Raw genomic sequence first — 21,896 nt, forward strand, 5'->3', positions numbered from 1 at the left:
CCCCGATGACCACTTCTCCGCCGCCAGTGCCACCGGACTCCGGCTTGACCGATGTGTCCGTCGAGGCGCCGCGCCCGGGTGAGGTCGATCTCCAGCTCGTCCAGCGCACGGTGGCGGGCGACCAGAAGGCGTTCGAGCTGCTGGTCATCAAATACCAGCGCCGGATCGAGCGCCTGATCGGGCGCATGGTGCGCGATGTCGACCTGGTCGAAGATATCGCGCAGGAAACCTTTATTCGGGCCTATCGGGCGCTTCACCAGTTCCGTGGCGACGCCCAGTTCTACACCTGGCTTTACCGGATTGCGGTCAACACCGCCAAGAAGGCGCTGGTCGACATGAAGCGCGACCCCACCATCTCCGAAAGCGCCTTGCGGCCGTCTTCTGACGAAGACGATGAAACTTACCGCCCCGGAAACGAACCAATCAGCGACGAAACCCCCGAATCGGTGCTGGCGGCAAACGAAATCGCCAGCGTGGTCGAAGCGGCCATGGAAGCATTGCCTGCCGAACTGCGGCAGGCAGTCACCCTTCGCGAGATCGAGGGCATGAGTTACGAAGAGATTGCCGAGGTCATGGATTGCCCTATCGGCACGGTGCGTTCGCGTATTTTCCGGGCGCGCGAGGCCATTTCGGCCAGGGTCAAACCGCTGCTGGACAACCAGTCGGGCAAGCGTTGGTAGGTAAGCAGGTGAATGAAATGAATCAGACGATGACGGCTCGTGAACAGGTGTCCGCACTGGCGGACGGTCATTTGCAGGGCGACGACTTCGCGCGGGCCATCGAAGCCGTCTGCGCCGAAGACGATGCGCGCGCTGCCTGGCGCTCCTATCACCTCGTGGGCGATGTTCTGCGCTCGGGTGCCCATGCGCCTTGCAGCGACAGCAACGCGTTCCTGACCCGGTTCCAGCAGCGCCTTGCGGCCGAGCCCGTGGTTGCAACCCCGATCCTGGCGCCGGTAACGGCCACCAAGGTGGTCACGCTGCAGCGCAGGGCCGATGCCGCCAACGAGCCGGTGTTCCGCTGGAAGCTGGTGGCCGGCGCCGCGTCGCTGGTGGCCGTGGCCGCCATCAGCTGGACATTGGTGGGCAACGGAGCGGGTTTCCCGTCTTCCGGGGCGCAGATTGCGGCCCAGCAGCAACCGGCCGCCAATTCGGTACTCGCCGCTGCAGCGGTCAACAGCCAATCGCCTGCGGCCAATACCCTGACGCCGACCCGCGTGATGGTCGGTAACGGCAGCCCGCAGGTCATGCTGCGCGACCCGCGGCTCGACCAGTTGCTCGAAGCGCACCAGCAGGCCGGCGGCGCTTCGCAAATGCCTTCGGGCTTTTTGCGCAACGCGACCTTCGAGGGGCCCACGCGCTGATTGCGCGCCTGTCGCTCCCAATGACCGTTCAGATGCCGATCTCCGTACGCGCGTTCGCGCTGGTGTTCACTGCTTTCTGCCTTGCGCAGGTCGCGACCGCACAGACCCGTTCAGGTCCGGTGAATGCAAAGGGAGCGGCCTCGGCGCAAGCCGGTGACGCTCCGCCGGCCATGGGTGTGGTCGAGTGGCTTCAGCGCATGCACACGGGAGCCCGGCAACGCAACTACGTGGGCACTTTCGTGGTTTCGGCAGCGGGCGGCGATCTTTCGAGCGCGCGCATCTGGCATGTGCGCGACGGCGACCTGCAGATCGAACGCATCGAGGCGCTGTCGGGGCCGCCGCGCTCGACTTTCAGGCGCAACCACCACGTCATGACCTTCCTGCCCGAGGCAAAGGTCGTAAAGGTCGAAAAGCGCGAAAACCTCGACCTTTTCCCCAACCTGCCCGACAAGCCGGATTCGTCGATCGGCGACTTCTACGACGTCCGCGCCATCGGCAAGGACCGTGTGGCGGGCTTCGACGCCGATGTCGTGCAGCTGGTGCCGCACGACACCCTGCGCTTCGGCTACCGCATCTGGAGCGAGCGCCGCTCCGGTCTCGTCATCAAGCTGCAGACCGTGGACGGCGATTCCCGCGTGGTGGAGCAATCGGCGTTTTCCGAATTGCAGCTCGATGCTCCGGTCAAGGCGCAGGCCCTCGCGCAGATGATGACCAATACAAGCGGTTACCGCATCGAGAAGCTCGAGCTCGAGCGCACCAGCGCGCAAGACGAGGGCTGGGTTCTCAAGACACCGGTGGCCGGCTTCAAGCCGCGCAGCTTCTATCGGCGCCCGGCCGGCGGCGACAAAACGGGGCAGGACCGCACCGTTCAGTGGACTTTCTCCGATGGCCTGGCTTCGGTGTCGCTTTTCATCGAGCGCTACGATGAAAAGCGTGCACCGCGCGACGGCGTGCTGACCATTGGCGCAACCAACGCGATTCGCCGGCGGTTGCCCGAGCCGGCAAGCGACTGGTGGCTCACCGCCGTGGGCGAGGTGCCGCAGCAGACGCTCAACGCGTTTGCCCAAAGCCTCGCGCGCACGCGTTGACCCGGCGCACATGCGCAGTTGGCGCTGAACCAAGTCCGCATCACAGACTCATAGCTCTTCTTTTGGTCGCTCTGTTCTTTTGAAAGAAAACCGATGATGTTCAAAGTCGAGGGACACAAGCTTCGTTCCTATCTCTTCGCATTCGGCCTGGCCTGTTCGGCCAGCGTGGGTTTCCTGCCGGTAACGTCGGCCATCGCCCAGACGCCCCAGACACCGCAAGCGCGCGGCTTGCCCGACTTCGCCGATCTGGTCGAGCAGGTCGGGCCTGCCGTGGTCGGGATCCGCACCGTCGAGAAGGTTTCCTCTCGCAGCGGTGGCGGTGGAGAAATGGACGAGGAAATGCAGGAGTTCTTCCGGCGCTTCTTCGGACAGCCGCTGCCCGGCAATCCGCGTCCGGGCCCGCGTCCCAACCGGCCGCAGCCCCAGGAAGAAGAGCGTCCGCGCGGCGTGGGCTCGGGCTTCATCCTGACGGCGGACGGCTATGTGATGACCAATGCCCACGTCATCGAGGATGCATCGGAGATCCTGGTCACGCTCACCGACAAGCGCGAGTTCAAGGCCAAGCTGATCGGCGCCGACAAGCGCAGCGACGTCGCGGTGGTCAAGATCGAGGCCACGGGCTTGCCCGTGGTGAAGGTTGGCGACATCTCGAAGCTGCGCGTCGGCGAATGGGTGATGGCCATCGGCTCGCCCTTCGGCCTGGAGAACACCGTCACCGCCGGCATCGTGAGCGCAAAGCAGCGCGACACCGGCGACCTGGTGCCGCTGATCCAGACCGACGTTGCCATCAACCCGGGCAATTCGGGCGGCCCGCTCATCAACCTGCGCGGCGAGGTGGTCGGCATCAACAGCCAGATCTACTCGCGCTCCGGCGGCTACATGGGCATTTCGTTCTCGATCCCGATCGACGAGGCGATCCGCGTCAGCGACCAGCTGCGCACCACCGGCCGCGTCTCGCGCGGCCTGATCGGCGTGACCATCGGTTCTGTCTCGAAGGACGTGGCCGAGTCCCTTGGCCTCGGCAAGGCGCGCGGCGCCGTGGTGAGCAGCGTGGTGCCGGGCTCGGCGGCCGACAAGGCCGGTGTGCGCGAAGGCGACATCATCACCAAGTACGGCGAGAAGGTCATCGAAACGCCGAGCGATCTCTCGCGCTCGGTGGCCAGCACCAAGCCGGGCGTGAAGAGCACGCTGACCGTATTCCGCAACGGCAGCTCGCGTGAACTTTCGATCACCGTGGCGGAAGGCGACCCCGAGACCAAGCCAACGAGCAAGCGCCAGTCGGACCGCGAGGAGCCGCAGGCCAAGCCGTCGTCCACCGCCGGAAAGTCGATCGGCCTCGTGGTCAGCGACCTGACGGACGCGCAGAAGAAGGAGCTCAAGGCGCGCGGCGTGCGTATCGACGCGGCGACCGATGCCGCCGCGCGGGCCGGTCTTCGCGAGGGCGACGTGATTCTTTCGGTGGGCAATATCGAAGTGACGAGCGTCAAGGAATTCGAATCCGCCTTGGCCAAGGCCGACAAGAACAAGCCGCTCAGCGTGCTGTTCCGGCGAGGCGAGTGGGCGCAATATGCCCTGATCCGACCTGCACGCTGAACTGGCGCTGCCGTCAAGTGGCCCCACCCGACAGTCGGGTTTGGGGCCTTTTTTTGAGGTGTTTGCGACGCTCGACAGCCCGGTCCAAAAAAAATTTCGGGCCGCGAAGAGTCGTTATTTTGTTTGTGTTCACTAACTTATCGATGGGCTTAGGACGGTTTTCGGTAGAATAGGAGCCCTTGGGCGGTGGGTCCATGCATAAGGAAGGTGAATTCCTTCACGATGCGAGATGTCAGACAGCAGTCCACCGCTGCTCCACAGATCGCCCACAAGTTGTTCATCGAGTGCTCCACCGATCCTGTGGATAAGTTGTTTATATCTTTCATGTTGTGGACCCGCAACGACCCGTTTTGACCCTGTCCCCGGATGTACGTGCCTCCCTTTTTGCCTACAATGAAGTTCCAACTACTGCAGTTGCCATTGCTTGTTGGTTCAGGGCGCGTCTCCAGAAGACGCGCCCTTTTTTCTTGCCTGTCGCACTCTGCGCACGAGCCAATTCAAGTACTTAAGCGTTCCCGTTGATGAATCACATCAGAAATTTTTCGATCATTGCGCACATCGATCACGGCAAGTCGACGCTCGCCGATCGCTTGATCCAGCGTTGCGGCGGTCTCGCGGAACGCGATATGGAAGCGCAGGTGCTCGACTCGATGGACATCGAAAAAGAGCGTGGGATAACCATCAAGGCGCAGACCGCTGCGCTGCATTACAAGGCGCTCGACGGACAGGTCTACAACCTCAATCTGATCGACACGCCGGGCCACGTCGACTTCTCATATGAAGTGAGCCGCTCGTTGTCGGCGTGCGAAGGTGCGCTGCTTGTCGTCGATGCATCGCAAGGCGTTGAAGCGCAGACAGTGGCCAACTGCTACACCGCGCTCGACCTCGGCGTCGAAGTGGTGCCGGTGCTCAACAAGATGGACTTGCCGAACGCGGACCCCGACAACGCGCGCAAGGAAGTCGAAGACGTGATCGGCATCGACGCGACCGATGCGATTCCGTGTTCCGCCAAGACAGGTCTCGGCATCGAGGAGATCCTCGAAGCCATCGTGCACAAGATGCCGCCGCCGCGCGGCAACCCCGACGGCCCGCTGCGCGCGATGATCGTCGATAGCTGGTTCGATCCGTACGTGGGCGTGGTCATGCTGGTGCGCGTGGTGGACGGCCGGCTGGTGAAGGGCGAGCGCATCAAGATGATGGCGTCCGGCGCGATGTACAACGCCGACAACATCGGCGTGTTCACGCCGGCCAACGAACCGCGCGCATCGCTCGAGGCGGGCGAGGTGGGCTACATCATCGCGGGCATCAAGGAGCTGCAGGCCGCCAAGGTCGGCGACACCGTGACGCTCATCAAGCCGGGCACGGGCGGCGCGGCCGCCACCGCCACCGAGGCGCTGCCGGGCTTCAAGGAAATCCAGCCGCAGGTGTTTGCCGGCCTCTACCCGACCGAAGCCAGCGAGTACGACTCGCTGCGCGACGCGCTGGAAAAACTCAAGCTCAACGACTCGTCGCTGCGCTACGAGCCCGAGGTGAGCCAGGCGCTGGGCTTCGGCTTCCGCTGCGGCTTCCTGGGCCTGCTGCACATGGAAATCGTGCAGGAGCGGCTCGAGCGCGAGTTCGACCAGGACCTGATCACCACCGCGCCGAGCGTGGTGTACCAGGTGGTGCGCAACGACGGCGAAGTCATCATGGTCGAGAACCCGTCCAAGATGCCCGACGTCGGCAAGATGAGCGAGATTCGCGAGCCGATCGTCACCGTGCACCTCTATATGCCGCAGGAATACGTGGGCGCGGTGATGACGCTGGCCAACCAGAAGCGCGGCGTGCAGATGAACATGGCCTACCACGGCCGCCAGGTCATGCTGACCTACGAAATGCCGCTGGGCGAAATCGTGCTCGACTTCTTCGACAAGCTGAAGTCGGTGAGCCGCGGCTACGCCTCCATGGACTACGAGTTCAAGGAGTACCGAGCGTCCGACGTGGTCAAGGTCGACATCCTGCTGAACGGCGAGAAGGTCGACGCGCTGTCCATCATCGTGCACCGCACCCAGTCGCAGTACCGCGGCCGGGCGGTGGTGTCGAAGATGCGCGAGATCATTTCGCGCCAGATGTTCGACGTTGCCATCCAGGCGGCCATCGGGGTGAACATCATTGCGCGTGAGACAATCAAGGCGCTGCGCAAGAACGTTCTTGCCAAGTGCTACGGCGGCGACATCACCCGCAAGAAGAAGCTGCTCGAGAAGCAGAAAGCGGGCAAGAAAAGAATGAAGCAGATCGGCTCCGTCGAGGTCCCGCAAGAGGCCTTCCTCGCGATTCTGCAAGTCGAAGACTGATTCTCAAAAAATGGCATTCATTACTACTCTGGTCCTCGCGGCCTTCACCGGCTACGTCGGTGCCTGGTACTTTGGTGCCATCGAAGGCAACTTCGCGCTGCTTCTGTTCTGCGCCACCGTGGTCACCGGGCTCTACTGGTTGGCCGAGCGCTTCTACTTCCTGCCGCGCCGCGAACGCGCCGCCGCCGCGCTCGAGGCTTCGCTGAGCGAGCGCAACGCCCGCCTGGCCGGCCAGGGCATCACGCAGGTGGACACGGTCGACGCCAAGGCGAGCGAGCGCCTGCTCATGCAGCCGTGGTGGCTCGACTGGACGGCCGGGCTGTTCCCGGTGATCCTGGTGGTGTTCCTGCTGCGCTCGTTCCTGTACGAGCCCTTCAAGATCCCGTCGGGTTCGATGATGCCGACGCTCCTCACCGGCGACCTGATCCTGGTCAACAAGTTCACCTACGGCCTCCGGCTGCCGGTCATCAACACCAAGATCACCGACGGCACGCCGCTGGCGCGCGGCGACGTGGTGGTGTTCCGCTACCCGCCCAAGCCCAGCATGGACTACATCAAGCGCGTAGTCGGCATTCCGGGCGACGAGGTGGCCTACCTGAACAAGAAGCTCACGATCAACGGACAGCCGGTTTCCAAGAACCCGATGCCCGACTACCTCGACGGCGACTCGATGCGCCTGCTCAAGCAGTTCACCGAAGACCTCGGCGGCAAGCAGCACAGGCTCCTCAACGACGACGCCGGCCCGGCTTTCGTCCAGGGCGCCACCGACTTTCCCTACCGCGAAAACTGCCGCTATTCGGTCGAAGGCGTGGTCTGCAAGGTGCCCGCCGGCAATTACTTCATGATGGGCGACAACCGCGATAATTCGGCGGACTCCCGGTTCTGGGGTTTCGTGCCGGACAAGAACATCGTGGGCAGGGCGTTCTTTGTGTGGATGAACTTCGGCGATCTGGGTCGCATCGGTCCATTTCAATAAGTAATCAGCATTGTTCGAGGGGTAAGAGGGCATGAGAACAAATCGGTCCATCCGCAGCAGGGCCGCGCACCAGCGCGGCATCTCGTTCATCGGTCTGGTGTTTGTCGCCGTGGTGCTGGGTTGCCTTGGCGTGGTCATCGCGCAGGTCATTCCAACGCTGATCGAGTACCAGGCCATCGACAAGGCCGCCAACAAGGCCAAGGAAGGCACCACCGTGCCCGAAGTGCGCGCCATCTTCGACCGGGCTCAAGCCATCGACGACTTCAAGTCCGTCTCGGGCAAGGACCTCGACATCAAGAAGGTCGGCGACAAGGTTGTCGTGTCGTATGCCTACGAGCGGGAAATTCCGCTGTTCGGCCCGGCCTACCTGGTGCTCAAGTACAAAGGCGAGACCCGCTGAACGCGGCGACACGCAAGGTGGACGGCGGCCTCGTAGCGCTGCAGGAGCGCCTCAAGCATTCGTTCTCCGACACGCGGCTGCTTCAGCTCGCGCTCACGCACCGCAGTTTTTCGGCTGACCACAACGAGCGCCTGGAGTTTCTCGGCGACTCGGTGCTCAACCTCGCGGTTTCGCACCTGCTCTACACCCGCCTGTCGGCCCTGCCCGAAGGCGATCTGTCGCGCGTGCGGGCCAACCTGGTCAAGCAGGACACGCTGCACCGCCTGGCGCTCGAACTGCAGCTGTCGCCGCTGCTTCGGCTTGGGGAGGGCGAAGCGCGTTCCGGCGGGCCCAACCGGCCTTCGATCCTGGCCGATGCCCTTGAAGCGCTGATCGGCGCGGTCTATCTCGACGCGGGCTTTGCGGCCGCCGAGGCGCTGGTGCGCCGCCTCTATGAGTCCGTGGAGATCAATCCACGCATGGAAGCGGCCGCCAAGGACCCGAAGACCGAATTGCAGGAATGGCTCCAGGGCCACAAAATGAAATTGCCGGTGTACCGCGTAGCGGCCACGCTCGGCGCCGCGCACAAACAGACTTTCGATGTCGAGTGCGAGGTGCCGGAGCTGGGCCTGCGCGAACGCGGCATCGGTGGCTCGCGCCGCGCCGGCGAGCAGGCTGCCGCGGCGGCCATGTTGATCCGGCTCAAGGCACGCGGGGCCGCGTGAAACCAGAATGAACGACGCTATAAATTCAGCAGCAGAAAACCCCGAAGACGCAGCGGGCGGTACGGGTACAACGGGGCCGCAGCACTGCGGCCTGGTGGCCATTGTCGGCAAGCCCAACGTGGGCAAGTCGACGCTGCTCAACGCGCTGGTGGGCCAGAAGATCAGCATTACCTCGCGCAAGGCGCAGACCACGCGGCACCGCATCACGGGCATGCGCACCATCGGTGCCACGCAGTTCGTATTCGTGGATACGCCGGGTTTCCAGACCCTGCACGCCAATGCGCTGAACAAGTCGCTCAACAAGACCGTGCAGGGCGCGGTCGGCGATGTGGACCTGATTCTTTTCGTGGTCGAGGCGGGCAGCTTCACGCCGGCCGACGAGCGGGTGCTCAAGCTGCTCGGCAAGGGCATTCCAACCGTGCTGCTGGCCAACAAGCTCGACAACGTGCACCGCCGCGGCGACATCGCGCCCTGGCTGCAGACCATGCAGGCGAAGCACCCCTTTGCCGAGTTCGTGCCCATGTCGGCCAAGAATCCGAAGGATGTCGAGCGCCTGTTCGGCATCTGCGAAAAATACCTGCCCGAACAGCCTTGGTTCTACGCCGAGGACGAGCTCACCGACCGCAGCGAGAAATTCCTTGCCGGCGAGCTGGTGCGCGAAAAGCTGTTCCGTTTGACCGGCGATGAACTGCCCTACACCTCGACCGTGATCATCGACAAGTTCGAGGAAGAGCCGCCGCAGAAAAAGGGCCAGAAGCGCCTGCTACGCATTGCCGCCACCATCGTGGTGGAACGCGACGGCCACAAGGCCATGGTCATCGGCGACAAGGGCGAGCGCATCAAGCGCATCGGCATGGAAACCCGTGTCGAGCTCGAGAAGCTGGCCGACGCCAAGGTTTTCCTCGAACTGTGGGTCAAGGTGCGGTCCGGCTGGGCCGACGACGAAGCGCGCGTGCGCTCGTTCGGCTACGAATGAAGTGGCGACCGCCCACCGCGTCTCGCACGAACCGGCGTATGTGCTCCATCGCTACGACTGGAGCGAATCGAGCCTGATCCTCGAGGTCTTCACCCGCCACCACGGGCGCATTGCGCTCGTGGCCAAGGGTGCCAAGCGGCCGAGCTCCAACTTCAGGCCGGTGCTGCTGCCGCTGCAGCCGCTGCAACTCAACTATGGCGGCGACGCCGAGATCCGCACGCTCAAGGGAGCCGAGTGGATGGGCGGCCATGTCATGCCGACAGGCGAGGCGCTGCTCTCGGGCTACTACGTCAACGAACTGCTGCTGCGCCTGCTGGCGCGGGACGATGCCCATGAGGCGCTGTTCGACGCCTACGCGGGCGTGGTGCAGGTGCTGGCGGGCGACCACGCCGGCGCGCAGGCGGCAACCCAGGCCGCCGCGCTGCGCGCTTTCGAGCTGCTGCTGTTGCGCGAAGTGGGCCTCTTGCCGTCGCTCGATGTGCAGACCCTCACGCTCGAACCGCTGGTGGCCGAGGCACGCTACAGCCTGGTGCCGGAGGCCGGCTTGCGGCTGGCGGGCGAGGGCGAGGCGGCCCTGGCCGGTGCCGATTGGCAATCGCTGCAGGGCGTGCTCGATGACCGCGCCCCCTTCACCGCCACGCTGCGAGAGGTGGCCACCATGAACGCCGGCAGCAACAGTGCCCTCAGAAACCAGCTGCGCGCCTTGCTCAACTACCATTGCGGTGTGTCCACGCTGCGCACGCGGCAGATGATGAGAGATTTGCAAGCCCTATGAGCACTTCCGGCCATTCCGCTACCACTTCGCTGTCGGTCAACCTCAACAAGGTGGCCCTTGTGCGCAACACGCGCCACCTGGGCATTCCGAGCGTGCTCAAGGCCGCCAGCGCCTGCCTGGCCGCCGGTGCGCACGGCATCACGGTGCATCCGCGGCCGGACGCGCGCCACATCCGCGCGCACGACGTGAGCGACCTCTCCGCGCTGCTCGCGAAGGACTGGCCGGGTATCGAGTTCAACATCGAGGGCAATCCGTTCCACAACCTGATGGACTTCGTGCGCGAACTGAAGCCGCACCAGGCCACTTTTGTGCCCGACAGCGAATCCCAATCGACCAGCGACCATGGCTGGAGCTTTCCCGAAGACGCCGAGCGCCTGCGTCCGGTGATCGCCGAAGCCAAGGCGCTGGGCGTCCGCGTGAGCCTGTTCATGGACCCGATCCCCGAGATGATGGCCGCGGTGAAGGCCGTGGGCGCCGACCGCGTCGAGCTGTACACCGAGGGCTATGCCGCATCGCGCGGCACTTCGAACGAAGCGGCCGTGCTTGCGCGCTACGTCGAATCGGCCCGTGCGGCGCAGGCTGCGGGCCTCGGCATCAACGCGGGCCACGACCTGAGCCGCGACAACCTGACCGCTTTCCTGCGTGCCGTGCGCGGCGTCCAGGAGGTCTCGATCGGTCACGCCTTCATCGCCGATGCGCTTGAATTGGGCTACGCGGCCACCACGCGGGAGTACCTGCGCTGCATCGACGAAGCCAAGTAAGCGCTCCAGCGGCATGATCTACGGCATTGGTACCGACATCTGCGACCTGCGTCGCATCGCCGCCACCTTCGAGCGGCAGGGCGAGCGCTTTGCCCACCGGGTGCTCAGCGATGCCGAGTTCGCAGTGTGGAAGGCCCGCAGCGAGCGCTGGCCCAAGCGCGGCCTGAGTTATCTGGCCACCCGCTTTTCCGCCAAGGAGGCCTTCAGCAAGGCCATAGGCCTGGGCATGCGCATGCCGATGACCTGGCGCCTGTGTGAGATTGCGAACCTGCGCAGCGGCAAGCCCGTCATCGTGCTGCATGGTGAGCTCAAGGAGTGGTTCGAGGCCAAGGGCCTCACGGCGCACGTGACGGTGACCGACGAAACCGAATATGCCGCGAGCTTCGTCGTGGTCGAATACAAGAACGAGGCATGACCCTGGCAACGACAACCCTTCACGCGCCGCTGATCATCGATGTGGCGGGCACGGAACTCAATGATGCGGATCGCCGCCGGGTAGCAAACCCCTTGGTCGGTGGCGTGATCCATTTCGCCCGCAACTGGCGGGACCGCGCGCAAATGACCGCGCTCAATGCAGAGCTGAAGGCCATCCGCCCCGATCTGCTGATCTGTGTCGACCACGAAGGCGGCCGCGTTCAGCGGTTTCGTACCGACGGCTTCACGCGCCTTCCCTCGATGCGCGCCCTGGGCGAGCTGTGGATGCGCGATGCGATGCGCGCCGCGCAGGCCGCAACGGCAACGGGCCAGGTGCTTGCGGCCGAGCTGCGCGCCTGCGGCATCGACTTCAGCTTTGCGCCGGTGCTCGACCTCGACCACGGCGGCAGCAGCGTGATCGGCGACCGCAGCTTTCACCGTGACCCCCGGGTGGTGGCGCTGCTGGCCAAGAGCGTGATGCACGGCATGCTGCAGATGGGCATGCGCAACTGCGGCAAGCATTTTCCGGGACATGGCTTCGTCACGGCCGATTCGCACGTCGAGATTCCGGTCGACCGCCGCGGATTGAAGGCGATCCTGGAAGACGACGCACGGCCGTTCGACTGGCTGGCGGGCACGCTCACGGCCGTGATGCCGGCACACGTGATCTACCCCAAGGTGGACAAGCGGCCTGCCGGTTTCTCTTCGAAATGGCTGAAGGATGTGTTGCGCACCCGGCTCGCCTTCGACGGGGCGATCTTCAGTGACGACTTGAGCATGGAGGCCGGGCGGTACATCGGCGGCGAACTGCTGAGCTATGCCGATGCGGCGTTGGCGGCGCTCGATGCGGGCTGCGACCTGGCGATGCTGTGCAACCAGAGCATCGGCGAAGGACGGGCGCTCGACGAGCTGCTCGACGACTTTGGCGGCGCGGCCAAGGCAGGGCGTTGGCAGCCCGAAGCCGCTAGTGAAGCGCGCCGGCGGGGGCTGCTCCCCGATGCAGCGCACGCCGACTGGAATGCGCTCGTCGGCTCGACGGGATACAGGCAAGCAAGGCAAGTACTGGCGAAGGCCGGCCTGGCCAGCGCCTGAGGCCTGGTTACGGGGCCTTGCCTCCAACCGGAGGCGGCGGCGAGTTCGTCCACAGGCGCTCGCCGCCCGAATCCAAGTGCGTCAGGTACAGCCGGACATCGAATTCCAGCCGGTGGTAACTCGGCTCCATGTGCTCGCACAGCGCATAGAAGCTCTTGTCGTGGTCCCGCTCCTTCATGTGCGCGAGCTCGTGGACCACGATCATGCGCAGCCACTCGAGCGGCACCTCCTTGAACAGGGTCGCCACGCGAATTTCGCGCTTGGTCTTGAGCTTGCTGCCTTGCACGCGTGAAACCGTGGTGTGCGTGCCGAGCGCATTGCGGATCACATGCAGCTTGCTGTCGAATGCCACCTTGGAGAGCGGCGGCGCCTTGCGCATGAAATCGCTCTTGAGCTCGCTCACATACTCATAGAGCGCGCGGTCCGTCTGCACCTCGTGCATGGGGCCGGGATAGCGGCTGCGCAGCAACGGCGCGAGTCCGTCGGTGTCGACCAGCTGCCGGACCTGGGCCAGCAGCGTGGGCGGATACCCCGCGAGATACTTCATGCAGCCGAGCCGGCGCAGGCGAGCCCGGTGGCCACGCCGCCGAACAGGTCGCCTTCGACGAGCGTCACGCCGGCGAAGCTCTTGCGCAAGGCCTGCTGGAATGGCCGCAGGGCCGAAGAGCCGCCGGTCAGGTAGATGGCGTCGAGATCGCCGCTGCGCAGCCCGGCGCGTTTGACGCAGGCGTGCGCGCAGGCAATCACGCCTTCGAGCAGTGGCGAGAGTTGCTGGCCCATGTCGGCTGGCGAGAGCGACGCGGCCAGACCCGGTTCGGCGCACGAGAGGTCGATGGCCGTGGCCGCATCGTTCACGGAGGTGTCGATCTTCGCCTGCTCCACTTCGCTGGCGATGCGGTGTCCGTGCCGTTCTTCGAGCACTGCCATCAGCCGGTCGTGCAGCCGCGTGTCGCTGTAGCTCGTGCGCAGGTCTTTTGCCTGCCGTACCGCCTTGGCGGCATACAACCAGTTGATCAGGTGCCAGGAGGAGAGTTCGAAGAACACCTTGCTCGGTACTTCACGCCCCTGCGGCCCCGTATGGCGAAAGCCGAATTCCGGCATGACGCGGTCGAGGTTCAGGCGCTGGTCGAAGTCGGTGCCGCCGATGTGCACGCCACTGGTCGCCAGCACGTCGTCGCTGCGGTCTTCACGCGCGGCGCGGTCAGGACCGACCCGCACCACGGTGAAGTCGGAGGTGCCGCCGCCCACGTCGACGATCAGCACCAGCGACTCCTTCGTGATGCGCTGTTCGTAGTCGAAGGCCGCCGCAATGGGTTCGAGCTGAAAAGCGATGTCGCGAAACCCCGCCGCACGGGCCGCATGGCGCAGGCTTTCTTCCGCGCGTTCGTCGCGCTTGGAATCGTCGTCCACGAAATGAACCGGCCGGCCGATGACGACACGCTCGGGCACCCGGCCCAGTTCACGGCCCGCCCGCACGGCGAGTTCGCGCAGAAAGCGCGCGATGATGTCCTCGAAGCTCACCAGCCCGTCGTAGATGGCCGTTTTCTCCTGCATCAGCGCGCTGCCGAGCAAGCTCTTCAGCGAACGCATCAGGCGGCCTTCGACGCCCGCAAGATAGAGCGCAACGGCATCGCGGCCGAAGTGCGTGGTGCGGTCTTCGGCGTTGAAGAAGATTGCGGTGGGCAAGGTGGTGGCCGCACCTTCGATGGGCAACAGGCGGGCCACGCCGTCGACCCGGCAGGCCACGGCGGAATTGGAGGTGCCGAAGTCGATGCCGATCGTCGGCAGCGACGACGGTAACTTCACGCTCAAGATTCCCTGCGCAGCGCCGGGAACAGGATCACGTCGCGGATGCTCGGCGAATCCGTCAGCAGCATCATCAGCCGGTCGATGCCGATGCCGCAGCCGCCGGTGGGCGGCATGCCGTATTCGAGCGCGCGCACAAAGTCGTGGTCGTAGTACATGGCTTCGTCGTCGCCGCTGTCCTTCGCGGCCACCTGCGCGTTGAAACGGGCGGCCTGGTCTTCGGCGTCGTTGAGCTCGCTGAAGCCGTTACCGAACTCGCGGCCCGTGATGTAGAGCTCGAAGCGCTCGGTGACCTCGGGCCGCTCGTCGTTGGCGCGCGCCAGCGGCGAGATCTCGGTGGGGTGCTCCATGATGAAGGTCGGCTGCCAGAGCTTCTCTTCCACGGTCTCTTCGAAGTACATCACCTGCAGGCTGGCCAAGCTGCGCTGCGAGAGCTTGTCCTTCTCTTCGCTCAGGCCGATCTTCCGCAGGGCGTTGATGAGCCAGGTGCTGTCATCGACGCCGGTACCGGCGTCCGTGTACTTGAGGATGGCTTCGCGGATCGTCAGGCGCTCGAAGGGCTGCGTCAGGTCGACCGGCTTGCCCTGGTAGGTGAGCTGCTGCGTGCCCACGGCCTTGTCGGCAATGGTGCGGATCAGCGTTTCGGTGAAGTCCATCAGGTCGCGGTAGTTCCAGTAGGCCGCGTAGAACTCCATCATGGTGAACTCGGGGTTGTGCCGCACCGAGATGCCTTCGTTGCGGTAGCTCCGGTTGATTTCGAACACGCGCTCGAAGCCGCCGACGATCAGGCGCTTGAGGTACAGCTCGGGCGCAATGCGCAGGAACATCTCCTGGTCGAGCGCGTTGTGATGCGTCTTGAAGGGCTTGGCATTGGCGCCCCCCGGAATCGGATGCAGCATGGGCGTTTCGACTTCGAGGAAGTCGTTGTCCACCATGAACTCGCGCAGCGCGCTCACGGCCTTGCTGCGAGCGGTGAAGCGCACGCGCGCCGATTCGTCGGTGATCAGGTCGACGTAACGCTGGCGGTACTTCTGCTCCTGGTCGGCCATGCCGTGGAACTTGTCGGGCAGCGGACGCAGGCTCTTGGTGAGCAGGCGCAGCTTGGTCACCTTGACCGAGAGCTCGCCGGTCTTGGTCTTCATGAGCGTGCCTTCGGCGCCGACGATGTCGCCCAGGTCCCAGCGCTTGAACTCGGCGTACGCCTCTTCGCCGATGGCGTCGCGCGTCACGTAGAGCTGGATGCGGCTCGTGGCATCTTGCAGCGTCGCAAAGCTGGCCTTGCCCATCACGCGCTTGAGCATCATGCGGCCCGCCACGCTCACGGAGACTGCCTGCGCTTCGAGTGCTTCGGCCTCGGTGGCGCCGTGCGCCTCGATCAGCGCAGCCGCACGATGACCCGGCTTGAAGTCATTCGGAAACGCGACGCCCTTGCCCTCGGCCTGCGCAGTACGCATCAGCTTGAGCTTTTCGCGGCGTTCGGCGATGAGCTGGTTGTCGTCGACGGCGGGTGCAGAAGCCGGAGCCGCAGCGGGCGTGGGAATGGAAGGGATCAGGTGGTCGGACATGGAAAGCGGAGGAGGGCGCAACGGGAGCGTGCGCAACCCGCCATTTTAGCCGATAGGGTTCGAATGGAACCGGCCTCCAGTGCCCGCCAATCCTGTGCGATACGCTATGAAAAAAGTAGCAAACTATTCAGTGATGCCCGCGCGCGCGAGCAGATCGCTGACCAGTTCGAGCCGCATCAGCGGGCTCTCGAGCTCCATGAGCCGTTGCCGCAGTTCGAGTTGCATGGGCACCAGTTCGCACCAGCGGTTGGCAACCCAGCCGCAATCGTTGAACTCGTAGGGCTCGCCGATGGGCAGTCGCACGGCCTCGGCGCCCTGCGCGCGGCGGCGTTCTTCGAGCGTGTCGACAAGGCGCCGCAACGCGGTGGCGGTGTGCTGCAGGTCGTCGGGAATTTCGATGGCGGTGTCTGCAATCACTGCCTCGACTTCGGCCACCCACAAGCCGTATTTCTGCAGCTCGGTCCGGCGAACCCGAAACCGCTGCGTGCCGACGCATTCGATCTGGAGCAGGCCGCTTTGCGGTGATTCGAATTCGCGAATGACGGCCAGCGTGCCGACGGCCGCAAAGCTTTCCGCATCGGCACCTGCCTTGCGCACTTCGCTGCCGCTCGTGAGGCTGACCACGCCGAACGGTGCATCGGCCTTGCGGCATTTGCCGACCATGTCGAGATAACGTACCTCGAAAATACGCAGTGGAAGCACGCCGCCCGGGAACAGAACCGTACCGAGCGGGAACAATGGCAGTGAATGCAAAAGGGGCTGTGTCGTCATCGAAGAACCTTGCATGGCTATCATCGCATTCCGCTCACGACCCTGCCCCATGCTCTACCAGATCCCCTCGTTTCTTCTCGACGTGATCGTCGGCCTGCTCGGCGGCGCCTGCCTGCTGCGCCTTTACATGCAGTACCACCGGGTGCCTTTCGGCAATCCGCTCGGGCGCTTCGTGTTTGCGATTACCGACTGGATCGTGCTGCCGCTGCGCCGCATCGTGCCCTCGGTCAAGCGCTGGGACCTGGCAAGCGCCATTGCGGCCTGGCTGCTGGTGATCGTGAAGTTTCTGATTCTGTGGCTGCTGATCGGCAACCTGGGGCGCATCGCGGCCTTGCCGCTGGTGTCGCTGGTGGGGCTGATGCAGCTCGCGGTGTCGGGCCTTACCGCGCTGCTGGTGGTCTATGCCGTGCTGTCGTGGATACCGGGCGCGTCACCGATGCTGCTCGACCTCATCTCGCGATTGGCCGAACCGCTGGTGCGGCCCTTCAGGCGTTTCATTCCGCTGATTGGCGGCGTGGACCTGTCGCCCCTGGCCGCCATCGTGGTGCTGCAGGTGATTGCCATCGTGCTGGGCAACCTGCTGGTCTGGGCCTACCGGCTGGGCTGAGGCCCTTCCGGCAGGATTCTTGTCAGATGACCGCGTCGGCCGGCTGACGCAGCAGCATCGCGAGCGTGCTCGCAATGGTCTTGCGCAGTTCGCGGCGGTCGCTGATGAAGTCGATGGCGCCCTTGGTCTGCAGGAACTCCGCGCGCTGGAAGCCTTCAGGCAGCGTCACGCGCACGGTCGATTCGATCACGCGCGGGCCAGCAAAGCCGATCAGCGCCTTGGGCTCCGCAATGACCACGTCGCCTACGAAAGCGAAGCCGGCCGAAACGCCGCCCATGGTCGGGTCTGTCAGCACGCTGATGTAGGGCAGGCCCTTCTTCGCAAGACGCGTGAGCGCCGCGTTGGTCTTGGCCATTTGCATCAGCGACAGCAGGCCTTCCTGCATGCGTGCGCCGCCGGTGGCGGTGAAGCAGATGAACGGCACCTTCTGCTCGATGGCCGTTTCGACACCGCGCACGAAGCGCTCGCCGACCACACTGCCCATGCTGCCGCCCATGAATTCGAATTCGAAGCAGGCCACGACCACGCTGATGCTGTGGACCGAGCCGCCCATGACGACCAGCGCGTCGGTTTCTCCGGTGTTCTCGAGCGCTTCCTTGAGCCGCTCGGGGTACCGGCGGCTGTCCTTGAACTTCAGCGCGTCGACGGGGAGCACTTCCTGGCCGAGTTCATAGCGGCCTTCCGCGTCGAGGAAGGCGTCGAGCCGTGCGCGGGCGCCGATGCGGTGGTGATGGCTGCAGCTAGGGCAGACATTCTGGTTGTGCTCGAGATCGGTCTTGTAGAGAACGGTCTCGCAGGCGGGGCATTTGATCCACAGGCCCTCGGGCACCTGGCGGCGCTCCGACGGGTCGGTTTGTGCGATCTTGGCGGGTAGCAGTTTTTCAAGCCAGCTCATAGGACTCCGAATTAGCTCCCCTCTTCCGCAATGCGGAAAAGGGGCTGGGTGAGGGCAGCGGCGATTATCTGCCAGCCGCGTTCTTGGGGGTAGCGGCTGGCAAGGCGTCCAGCGCCTCTCGGATTCCGGCGAGAAATTCGCGTACCGTGGGCACGACCTTTTCACGCGGCTGTCCGTCGATCAGCTGGATGATCTTGGTGCCGATCACGACCGCATCGGCGGCCGATCCCACCGCCTGGGCGGTGCGCGCGTCGCGAATGCCGAAGCCCACGCCGACGGGAATGTTCACATGCTCGCGAATGCGCGGAATCATCTGGCCGACAGCCTCGGTGTCGAGGTGGCCGGCGCCTGTCACGCCCTTGAGCGAGACGTAGTAGACATAGCCGCTCGCAATGCGCGCGACCTGCGCCATGCGCTCGTTGGTGCTGGTGGGGGCCAGCAGAAAGATCAGGTCGATGCTGGCCGCCTTGAGCTCCGCGGCAAAGTCTTCGCATTCCTCGGGCGGGTAGTCGACCACCAGCAGCCCGTCGACGCCCGCGGCGGATGCATCGCGGATGAAGGCCTTCTTGCCGTGCACAAGGTCATAGCGCTCGACCGGATTGGCGTAGCCCATCAGCACCACGGGCGTGGTGGTGTCCTTCTGGCGGAAGGCAGTGACAATGGCCAGCACCTGCTTCATGCCGACGCCCAACGCCAGCGCCGCTTCGCCGGCTTTCTGGATCACCGGGCCGTCGGCCATGGGGTCGGAGAACGGCACGCCCAGCTCGATCACGTCGGCGCCGGCTTCGACCATGCCGTGCATCAGCTCGGGGGTGATGTCGGCAAAGGGAAAGCCGGCGGTAACGTAGGGAATCAGCGCGCGGCGGCCGTCTTTTTTCAGCGCGGCGAAGGTGGCGGCAATGCGGCTCATCACTTGCCTCCCTTCACGCTCAGGCCGCGCATCGAGGGCCGGTCGTAGAAGTCGACGCCCGACAGGTCGGCCACGGTGCCGATGTCCTTGTCGCCGCGGCCCGAGAGGTTGACCAGAATCGATTGGTCCGGCCGCATGGTCTTGGCGAGCTTCATCGCGTAGGCCACGGCGTGGCTCGATTCGAGGGCCGGAATGATGCCCTCGGTGCGGCACAGGTAGTGAAAAGCTTCGAGCGCTTCGGTGTCGGTAATGCCCACGTATTCCGCGCGGCCGATGTCGGCCAGGTGCGCATGCTCGGGGCCCACGCCCGGGTAATCGAGACCGGCGCTGATGCTGTGGGTTTCGGTGATCTGGCCGTCTTCGTTCTGCAGCAGGTAGGTGCGGTTGCCGTGCAGCACGCCCGGGCTGCCGCGCAGGATCGATGCCGCGTGCTTGCCGCTGTCCAGGCCTTCGCCGGCCGCTTCGACGCCGATGAGCCGGGTGCCGGCAAACGGAATGTAGGGATGGAAGATGCCGATCGCATTGCTGCCGCCGCCCACGCAAGCGACCACCACGTCGGGCTGCTTGCCCTCGGCCTCTCCGGTAATGCCGTCGGCCGCGAGCATGGCGGGCATCTGCTCGATGCATTCGGTGCCGATCACGCTCTGGAAGTCGCGCACCATCGTTGGGTAGGGGTGCGGGCCGGCCACGGTGCCGATGATGTAGAACGTGTTTTCCACGTTGGTTACCCAGTCGCGCATGGCTTCGTTGAGCGCGTCCTTCAGTGTCTTGCTGCCCGATTCGACGGGCACCACCGTGGCGCCGAGCAGGTTCATGCGGTAGACGTTGGGGCTCTGGCGCTTTACGTCCTGGCTGCCCATGTAGACCACGCATTCGAGCCCGTAGCGCGCGCAGATCGTGGCCGTGGCCACGCCGTGCTGGCCTGCGCCGGTTTCGGCGATGACTCGGGGCTTGCCCATGCGCCGCGCGAGCATCGCCTGGCCGATCACGTTGTTGATCTTGTGCGCGCCGGTGTGGTTGAGGTCTTCGCGCTTCAGGTAGATCTGCGCGCCGCCCATTTCACGGCTGGTGCGGGCCGCGTGGTAGATGGGGGAGGGCCGGCCGACGAAGTGCTTCAGCTCGTAGTGGAATTCGGCCAGAAACGCCGGATCGTCCTTGAACCTGGCGTACGCATCGCGCAGTTCGTTGATCGCGTGGGTGAGCGTTTCGCTCGCGAAGGTGCCGCCGTAGTTGCCGAAATGGCCGGTGGCGTCGGGTTGCTGGTAGTCCTGAAATTGGCTTTGCATGGTTCTCGATCGTTGGGCCGCAGCCCGAAATCACGATCGGGTGCGGCGGCTAACTGGAGAAGGACGAGGCGTCCGCCGCTCTCACGGCGGCGACGAATTGCCGGATTTTTTCGGCGTCCTTCAGGCCCTTGTTTCCCGGGCCGTCGATTTCGACGCCCGAGCTCACATCAACGGACAGCGTCTTGCAGCGCGTCCGCAGGATGCGAATGCCATCGCTCACGTTTGCAGGTGTGAGCCCACCACTCAAGACGAGGTGAGCGTCGACGGCGGGTGGAAGAAGTGACCAATCGAATGCCTTGCCGCCACCGCCATAACCTTCGACATGGGCGTCGAGCAGGATGGCCTGGGCGTGGGAGTAATCGGAAGCGTATTTTACGAGGTCGAAGCCCGCTCCGGCAGCCCCCAGCGGAATACGGGCGGCGCGCATGTAGCGAAAGCGGCCCTGGCCGGTGGCTTCTTCGCATTGTTCCGGCGTTTCCTCGCCATGAAACTGCGCGATCGACCCTCTCACGCGTGCGAGGGATGCTGCGGTTTCAGGAGCAGCCTCGTTGACGAACAGCAGCACCGGCGTGATGAAGGGAGGGAGGCGCGAAGCCAGTTCCGCGGCGCGAGCGGCCGTTACGGCGCGGGGGCTCTTGGGATAGAGCACGAAGCCGACCGCATCTGCGCCCGCGTCGACCGCGGCATCCACATCGGCTTCACGCGTGAGGCCACAGATCTTGATGCGGGTGCGAGGCGACGTCATGGCGGCCCATCATAAGGAGCACCGCCGGCCTGCAGCGTGGCCTCGGCCGGCAGACCCCACTTGGCGTCGTACAAAGGCCCCAGAAAGTACAACCCGTCGGCGGAGAAGGTGGGCGCCGCCACCTTGCGGCTGCGCGCCTCGAGCACTTCCGTGATCCATTCGGGTCGCTCGTCGCCGCGGCCGATGCGCACCAGGCAGCCCATCAAATTGCGGATCATGTGGTGCAGGAAGGCATCGGCTTCGAACTCGAAGTGCCAGCGGCAGCGGTCTCCTTCGCCATGGCGCGTGATCTCGATGCGCCGCAGGTCCTTCACCGGTGAGCGCGCCTGGCAGGCCGAGGCGCGAAAAGAGCTGAAGTCGTGCTTGCCCACCAGCAGGGCGGCGGCCGCGCGCATGGCGTCGCCGTCGAGCGCATGCATCGACCAGCCGACCCGGCCCGAGTCGAGGCTGGGCCGCACGGGCGATTGCGAGAGCACGTAAAGGTAGCGGCGGGCCAGGGCGCTGGCGCGGCAATGGAACTCGTCGGGCACCGGATGCGCCCACTGCACGGCAATGTCGTCGGGCAGGTAGCGGTTGGTGCCGCGCATCCACGAGAAAGGCTCGCGTTCGACGTCGGTGTCGAAGTGCACCACCTGCATCAGCGCATGCACGCCGGCGTCGGTGCGCCCGGCGCACAGCGTGCCGATGGGCTGCGCGGCGAATTTGCCGAGCGCCGCTTCCAGCTTGTCTTGAACCGTGCGGCCCGAGCGCTGGCTTTGCCAGCCCTCGTATGCCTGGCCGTTGTAGCGGATGCCTAGCGCCAGCCTCACGAATTCAGGAAGAGGGGAAAACGCCGC

23 protein-coding genes are annotated in these 21,896 nt (G+C 64.8%); 14 read left to right on the forward strand and 9 right to left on the reverse strand.

From position 1 onward, the window contains the following. Window positions 1–5: 5 nt before the first annotated feature. The 13 genes from rpoE to nagZ all read left to right on the forward strand — a co-directional run bounded on the left by rpoE (window position 6) and on the right by nagZ (window position 12,475). Window positions 6–680, forward strand: coding sequence for an RNA polymerase sigma factor RpoE (gene rpoE, locus V9K97_RS06860; protein WP_258504745.1), 675 nt, complete (start codon window positions 6–8; stop codon window positions 678–680). A 17-nt stretch (window positions 681–697) separates the two neighbouring features. After that, entirely contained in the window at window positions 698–1,363 is a 666-nt protein-coding gene (locus V9K97_RS06865; RefSeq protein ID WP_258504746.1) for a sigma-E factor negative regulatory protein, read from the forward strand. A 20-nt stretch (window positions 1,364–1,383) separates the two neighbouring features. Beyond that, window positions 1,384–2,451 (forward strand): MucB/RseB C-terminal domain-containing protein, encoded by a 1,068-nt coding sequence (locus V9K97_RS06870; protein ID WP_443302783.1) that lies wholly within the window; start codon window positions 1,384–1,386, stop codon window positions 2,449–2,451. Window positions 2,452–2,544: 93 nt separating this feature from the next. Beyond that, the gene (locus V9K97_RS06875) at window positions 2,545–4,044 is read left to right on the forward strand and encodes a DegQ family serine endoprotease (RefSeq protein ID WP_258504749.1); all 1,500 of its coding nucleotides are present in this window, start codon (window positions 2,545–2,547) and stop codon (window positions 4,042–4,044) included. A gap of 521 nt (window positions 4,045–4,565) precedes the next feature. Further along, window positions 4,566–6,377 carry a translation elongation factor 4 gene (gene lepA / locus V9K97_RS06880; protein WP_258504750.1) on the forward strand — a complete coding sequence of 604 codons (1,812 nt, stop codon included), beginning with the start codon at window positions 4,566–4,568 and terminating at the stop codon, window positions 6,375–6,377. A 10-nt stretch (window positions 6,378–6,387) separates the two neighbouring features. Next, complete coding sequence (gene lepB / locus V9K97_RS06885) at window positions 6,388–7,353, forward strand: signal peptidase I (RefSeq protein ID WP_157612811.1); 966 nt, start codon at window positions 6,388–6,390, stop codon at window positions 7,351–7,353. Between the two features lie 31 nt (window positions 7,354–7,384). Next, window positions 7,385–7,753, forward strand: a complete 369-nt coding sequence (locus tag V9K97_RS06890; protein ID WP_126745756.1) for a DUF4845 domain-containing protein — start codon at window positions 7,385–7,387, stop codon at window positions 7,751–7,753. A gap of 17 nt (window positions 7,754–7,770) precedes the next feature. Continuing rightward, window positions 7,771–8,457, forward strand: coding sequence for a ribonuclease III (gene rnc, locus V9K97_RS06895; RefSeq protein WP_126745757.1), 687 nt, complete (start codon window positions 7,771–7,773; stop codon window positions 8,455–8,457). A gap of 7 nt (window positions 8,458–8,464) precedes the next feature. Further along, complete coding sequence (era, locus tag V9K97_RS06900; protein ID WP_337317176.1) at window positions 8,465–9,433, forward strand: GTPase Era; 969 nt, start codon at window positions 8,465–8,467, stop codon at window positions 9,431–9,433. A gap of 1 nt (window position 9,434) precedes the next feature. After that, window positions 9,435–10,208, forward strand: a complete 774-nt coding sequence (recO, locus tag V9K97_RS06905; RefSeq protein WP_337309321.1) for a DNA repair protein RecO — start codon at window positions 9,435–9,437, stop codon at window positions 10,206–10,208. After that, complete coding sequence (locus V9K97_RS06910) at window positions 10,205–10,969, forward strand: pyridoxine 5'-phosphate synthase (RefSeq protein WP_337317178.1); 765 nt, start codon at window positions 10,205–10,207, stop codon at window positions 10,967–10,969. The genes recO and V9K97_RS06910 overlap by 4 nt, the downstream gene beginning before the upstream one ends. A gap of 13 nt (window positions 10,970–10,982) precedes the next feature. After that, window positions 10,983–11,384, forward strand: a complete 402-nt coding sequence (acpS, locus tag V9K97_RS06915) for a holo-ACP synthase (RefSeq protein ID WP_126745761.1) — start codon at window positions 10,983–10,985, stop codon at window positions 11,382–11,384. Next, window positions 11,381–12,475 carry a beta-N-acetylhexosaminidase gene (gene nagZ, locus V9K97_RS06920; RefSeq protein ID WP_337317180.1) on the forward strand — a complete coding sequence of 365 codons (1,095 nt, stop codon included), beginning with the start codon at window positions 11,381–11,383 and terminating at the stop codon, window positions 12,473–12,475. The genes acpS and nagZ overlap by 4 nt, the downstream gene beginning before the upstream one ends. 7 nt (window positions 12,476–12,482) lie before the next feature. Here the strand turns inward: nagZ and V9K97_RS06925 are convergent, their stop codons facing one another. The 4 genes from V9K97_RS06925 to V9K97_RS06940 form a co-directional block, all read right to left on the reverse strand. After that, window positions 12,483–13,022 carry a M48 metallopeptidase family protein gene (locus tag V9K97_RS06925; protein ID WP_337317181.1) on the reverse strand — a complete coding sequence of 180 codons (540 nt, stop codon included), beginning with the start codon at window positions 13,020–13,022 and terminating at the stop codon, window positions 12,483–12,485. Then, entirely contained in the window at window positions 13,019–14,281 is a 1,263-nt protein-coding gene (locus V9K97_RS06930; RefSeq protein ID WP_337317183.1) for an Hsp70 family protein, read from the reverse strand. Before V9K97_RS06930 ends, V9K97_RS06925 begins: the two co-directional genes overlap by 4 nt. A 2-nt stretch (window positions 14,282–14,283) precedes the next feature. After that, complete coding sequence (gene lysS / locus V9K97_RS06935) at window positions 14,284–15,846, reverse strand: lysine--tRNA ligase (protein WP_337317185.1); 1,563 nt, start codon at window positions 15,844–15,846, stop codon at window positions 14,284–14,286. Window positions 15,847–15,969: 123 nt separating this feature from the next. Continuing rightward, on the reverse strand, window positions 15,970–16,617 hold the full coding sequence (locus V9K97_RS06940) for an LON peptidase substrate-binding domain-containing protein (RefSeq protein WP_337317186.1): 648 nt from the start codon (window positions 16,615–16,617) through the stop codon (window positions 15,970–15,972). Between the two features lie 49 nt (window positions 16,618–16,666). On the opposite strand from V9K97_RS06940, the gene V9K97_RS06945 reads away from it, so the two are divergent. Next, on the forward strand, window positions 16,667–17,224 hold the full coding sequence (locus tag V9K97_RS06945; protein WP_258508309.1) for a YggT family protein: 558 nt from the start codon (window positions 16,667–16,669) through the stop codon (window positions 17,222–17,224). Between the two features lie 22 nt (window positions 17,225–17,246). Here the strand turns inward: V9K97_RS06945 and accD are convergent, their stop codons facing one another. The 5 genes from accD to truA form a co-directional block, all read right to left on the reverse strand. Next, window positions 17,247–18,119, reverse strand: a complete 873-nt coding sequence (gene accD, locus V9K97_RS06950; RefSeq protein ID WP_126745767.1) for an acetyl-CoA carboxylase, carboxyltransferase subunit beta — start codon at window positions 18,117–18,119, stop codon at window positions 17,247–17,249. A 64-nt stretch (window positions 18,120–18,183) separates the two neighbouring features. Continuing rightward, window positions 18,184–19,029 (reverse strand): tryptophan synthase subunit alpha, encoded by an 846-nt coding sequence (trpA, locus tag V9K97_RS06955; protein ID WP_337317188.1) that lies wholly within the window; start codon window positions 19,027–19,029, stop codon window positions 18,184–18,186. Beyond that, the gene (gene trpB, locus V9K97_RS06960) at window positions 19,029–20,315 is read right to left on the reverse strand and encodes a tryptophan synthase subunit beta (RefSeq protein ID WP_126745769.1); all 1,287 of its coding nucleotides are present in this window, start codon (window positions 20,313–20,315) and stop codon (window positions 19,029–19,031) included. The genes trpA and trpB overlap by 1 nt, the downstream gene beginning before the upstream one ends. A gap of 49 nt (window positions 20,316–20,364) precedes the next feature. Beyond that, a complete protein-coding gene (locus tag V9K97_RS06965; RefSeq protein WP_337317189.1) occupies window positions 20,365–21,060 on the reverse strand; it encodes a phosphoribosylanthranilate isomerase in 696 nt (231 codons plus the stop codon). Then, the gene (gene truA, locus V9K97_RS06970; RefSeq protein ID WP_337317191.1) at window positions 21,057–21,869 is read right to left on the reverse strand and encodes a tRNA pseudouridine(38-40) synthase TruA; all 813 of its coding nucleotides are present in this window, start codon (window positions 21,867–21,869) and stop codon (window positions 21,057–21,059) included. The genes V9K97_RS06965 and truA overlap by 4 nt, the downstream gene beginning before the upstream one ends. Between the last annotated feature and the right edge of the window lie 27 nt (window positions 21,870–21,896).

Source organism: Variovorax sp. CCNWLW186 (genome assembly GCF_037203865.1).
Lineage (GTDB): Bacteria > Pseudomonadota > Gammaproteobacteria > Burkholderiales > Burkholderiaceae_C > Variovorax.

What these genes read in the sequence shown, in the direction of transcription:
- trpB (WP_126745769.1), bottom strand. Translation starts at nt 20,315, where the DNA reads ATGCAAAGCCAATTTCAGGACTACCAGCAACCCGACGCCACCGGCCAT.
- V9K97_RS06870 (WP_443302783.1), top strand. Translation starts at nt 1,384, where the DNA reads ATGACCGTTCAGATGCCGATCTCCGTACGCGCGTTCGCGCTGGTGTTC.
- acpS (WP_126745761.1), top strand. Translation starts at nt 10,983, where the DNA reads ATGATCTACGGCATTGGTACCGACATCTGCGACCTGCGTCGCATCGCC.
- era (WP_337317176.1), top strand. Translation starts at nt 8,465, where the DNA reads ATGAACGACGCTATAAATTCAGCAGCAGAAAACCCCGAAGACGCAGCG.
- accD (WP_126745767.1), bottom strand. Translation starts at nt 18,119, where the DNA reads ATGAGCTGGCTTGAAAAACTGCTACCCGCCAAGATCGCACAAACCGAC.
- lysS (WP_337317185.1), bottom strand. Translation starts at nt 15,846, where the DNA reads ATGTCCGACCACCTGATCCCTTCCATTCCCACGCCCGCTGCGGCTCCG.
- V9K97_RS06925 (WP_337317181.1), bottom strand. Translation starts at nt 13,022, where the DNA reads ATGAAGTATCTCGCGGGGTATCCGCCCACGCTGCTGGCCCAGGTCCGG.
- V9K97_RS06965 (WP_337317189.1), bottom strand. Translation starts at nt 21,060, where the DNA reads ATGACGTCGCCTCGCACCCGCATCAAGATCTGTGGCCTCACGCGTGAA.
- rpoE (WP_258504745.1), top strand. Translation starts at nt 6, where the DNA reads ATGACCACTTCTCCGCCGCCAGTGCCACCGGACTCCGGCTTGACCGAT.
- V9K97_RS06940 (WP_337317186.1), bottom strand. Translation starts at nt 16,617, where the DNA reads ATGACGACACAGCCCCTTTTGCATTCACTGCCATTGTTCCCGCTCGGT.
- V9K97_RS06945 (WP_258508309.1), top strand. Translation starts at nt 16,667, where the DNA reads ATGCTCTACCAGATCCCCTCGTTTCTTCTCGACGTGATCGTCGGCCTG.
- V9K97_RS06910 (WP_337317178.1), top strand. Translation starts at nt 10,205, where the DNA reads ATGAGCACTTCCGGCCATTCCGCTACCACTTCGCTGTCGGTCAACCTC.
- trpA (WP_337317188.1), bottom strand. Translation starts at nt 19,029, where the DNA reads ATGAGCCGCATTGCCGCCACCTTCGCCGCGCTGAAAAAAGACGGCCGC.
- lepA (WP_258504750.1), top strand. Translation starts at nt 4,566, where the DNA reads ATGAATCACATCAGAAATTTTTCGATCATTGCGCACATCGATCACGGC.
- lepB (WP_157612811.1), top strand. Translation starts at nt 6,388, where the DNA reads ATGGCATTCATTACTACTCTGGTCCTCGCGGCCTTCACCGGCTACGTC.
- V9K97_RS06865 (WP_258504746.1), top strand. Translation starts at nt 698, where the DNA reads ATGAATCAGACGATGACGGCTCGTGAACAGGTGTCCGCACTGGCGGAC.
- V9K97_RS06890 (WP_126745756.1), top strand. Translation starts at nt 7,385, where the DNA reads ATGAGAACAAATCGGTCCATCCGCAGCAGGGCCGCGCACCAGCGCGGC.
- V9K97_RS06875 (WP_258504749.1), top strand. Translation starts at nt 2,545, where the DNA reads ATGATGTTCAAAGTCGAGGGACACAAGCTTCGTTCCTATCTCTTCGCA.
- nagZ (WP_337317180.1), top strand. Translation starts at nt 11,381, where the DNA reads ATGACCCTGGCAACGACAACCCTTCACGCGCCGCTGATCATCGATGTG.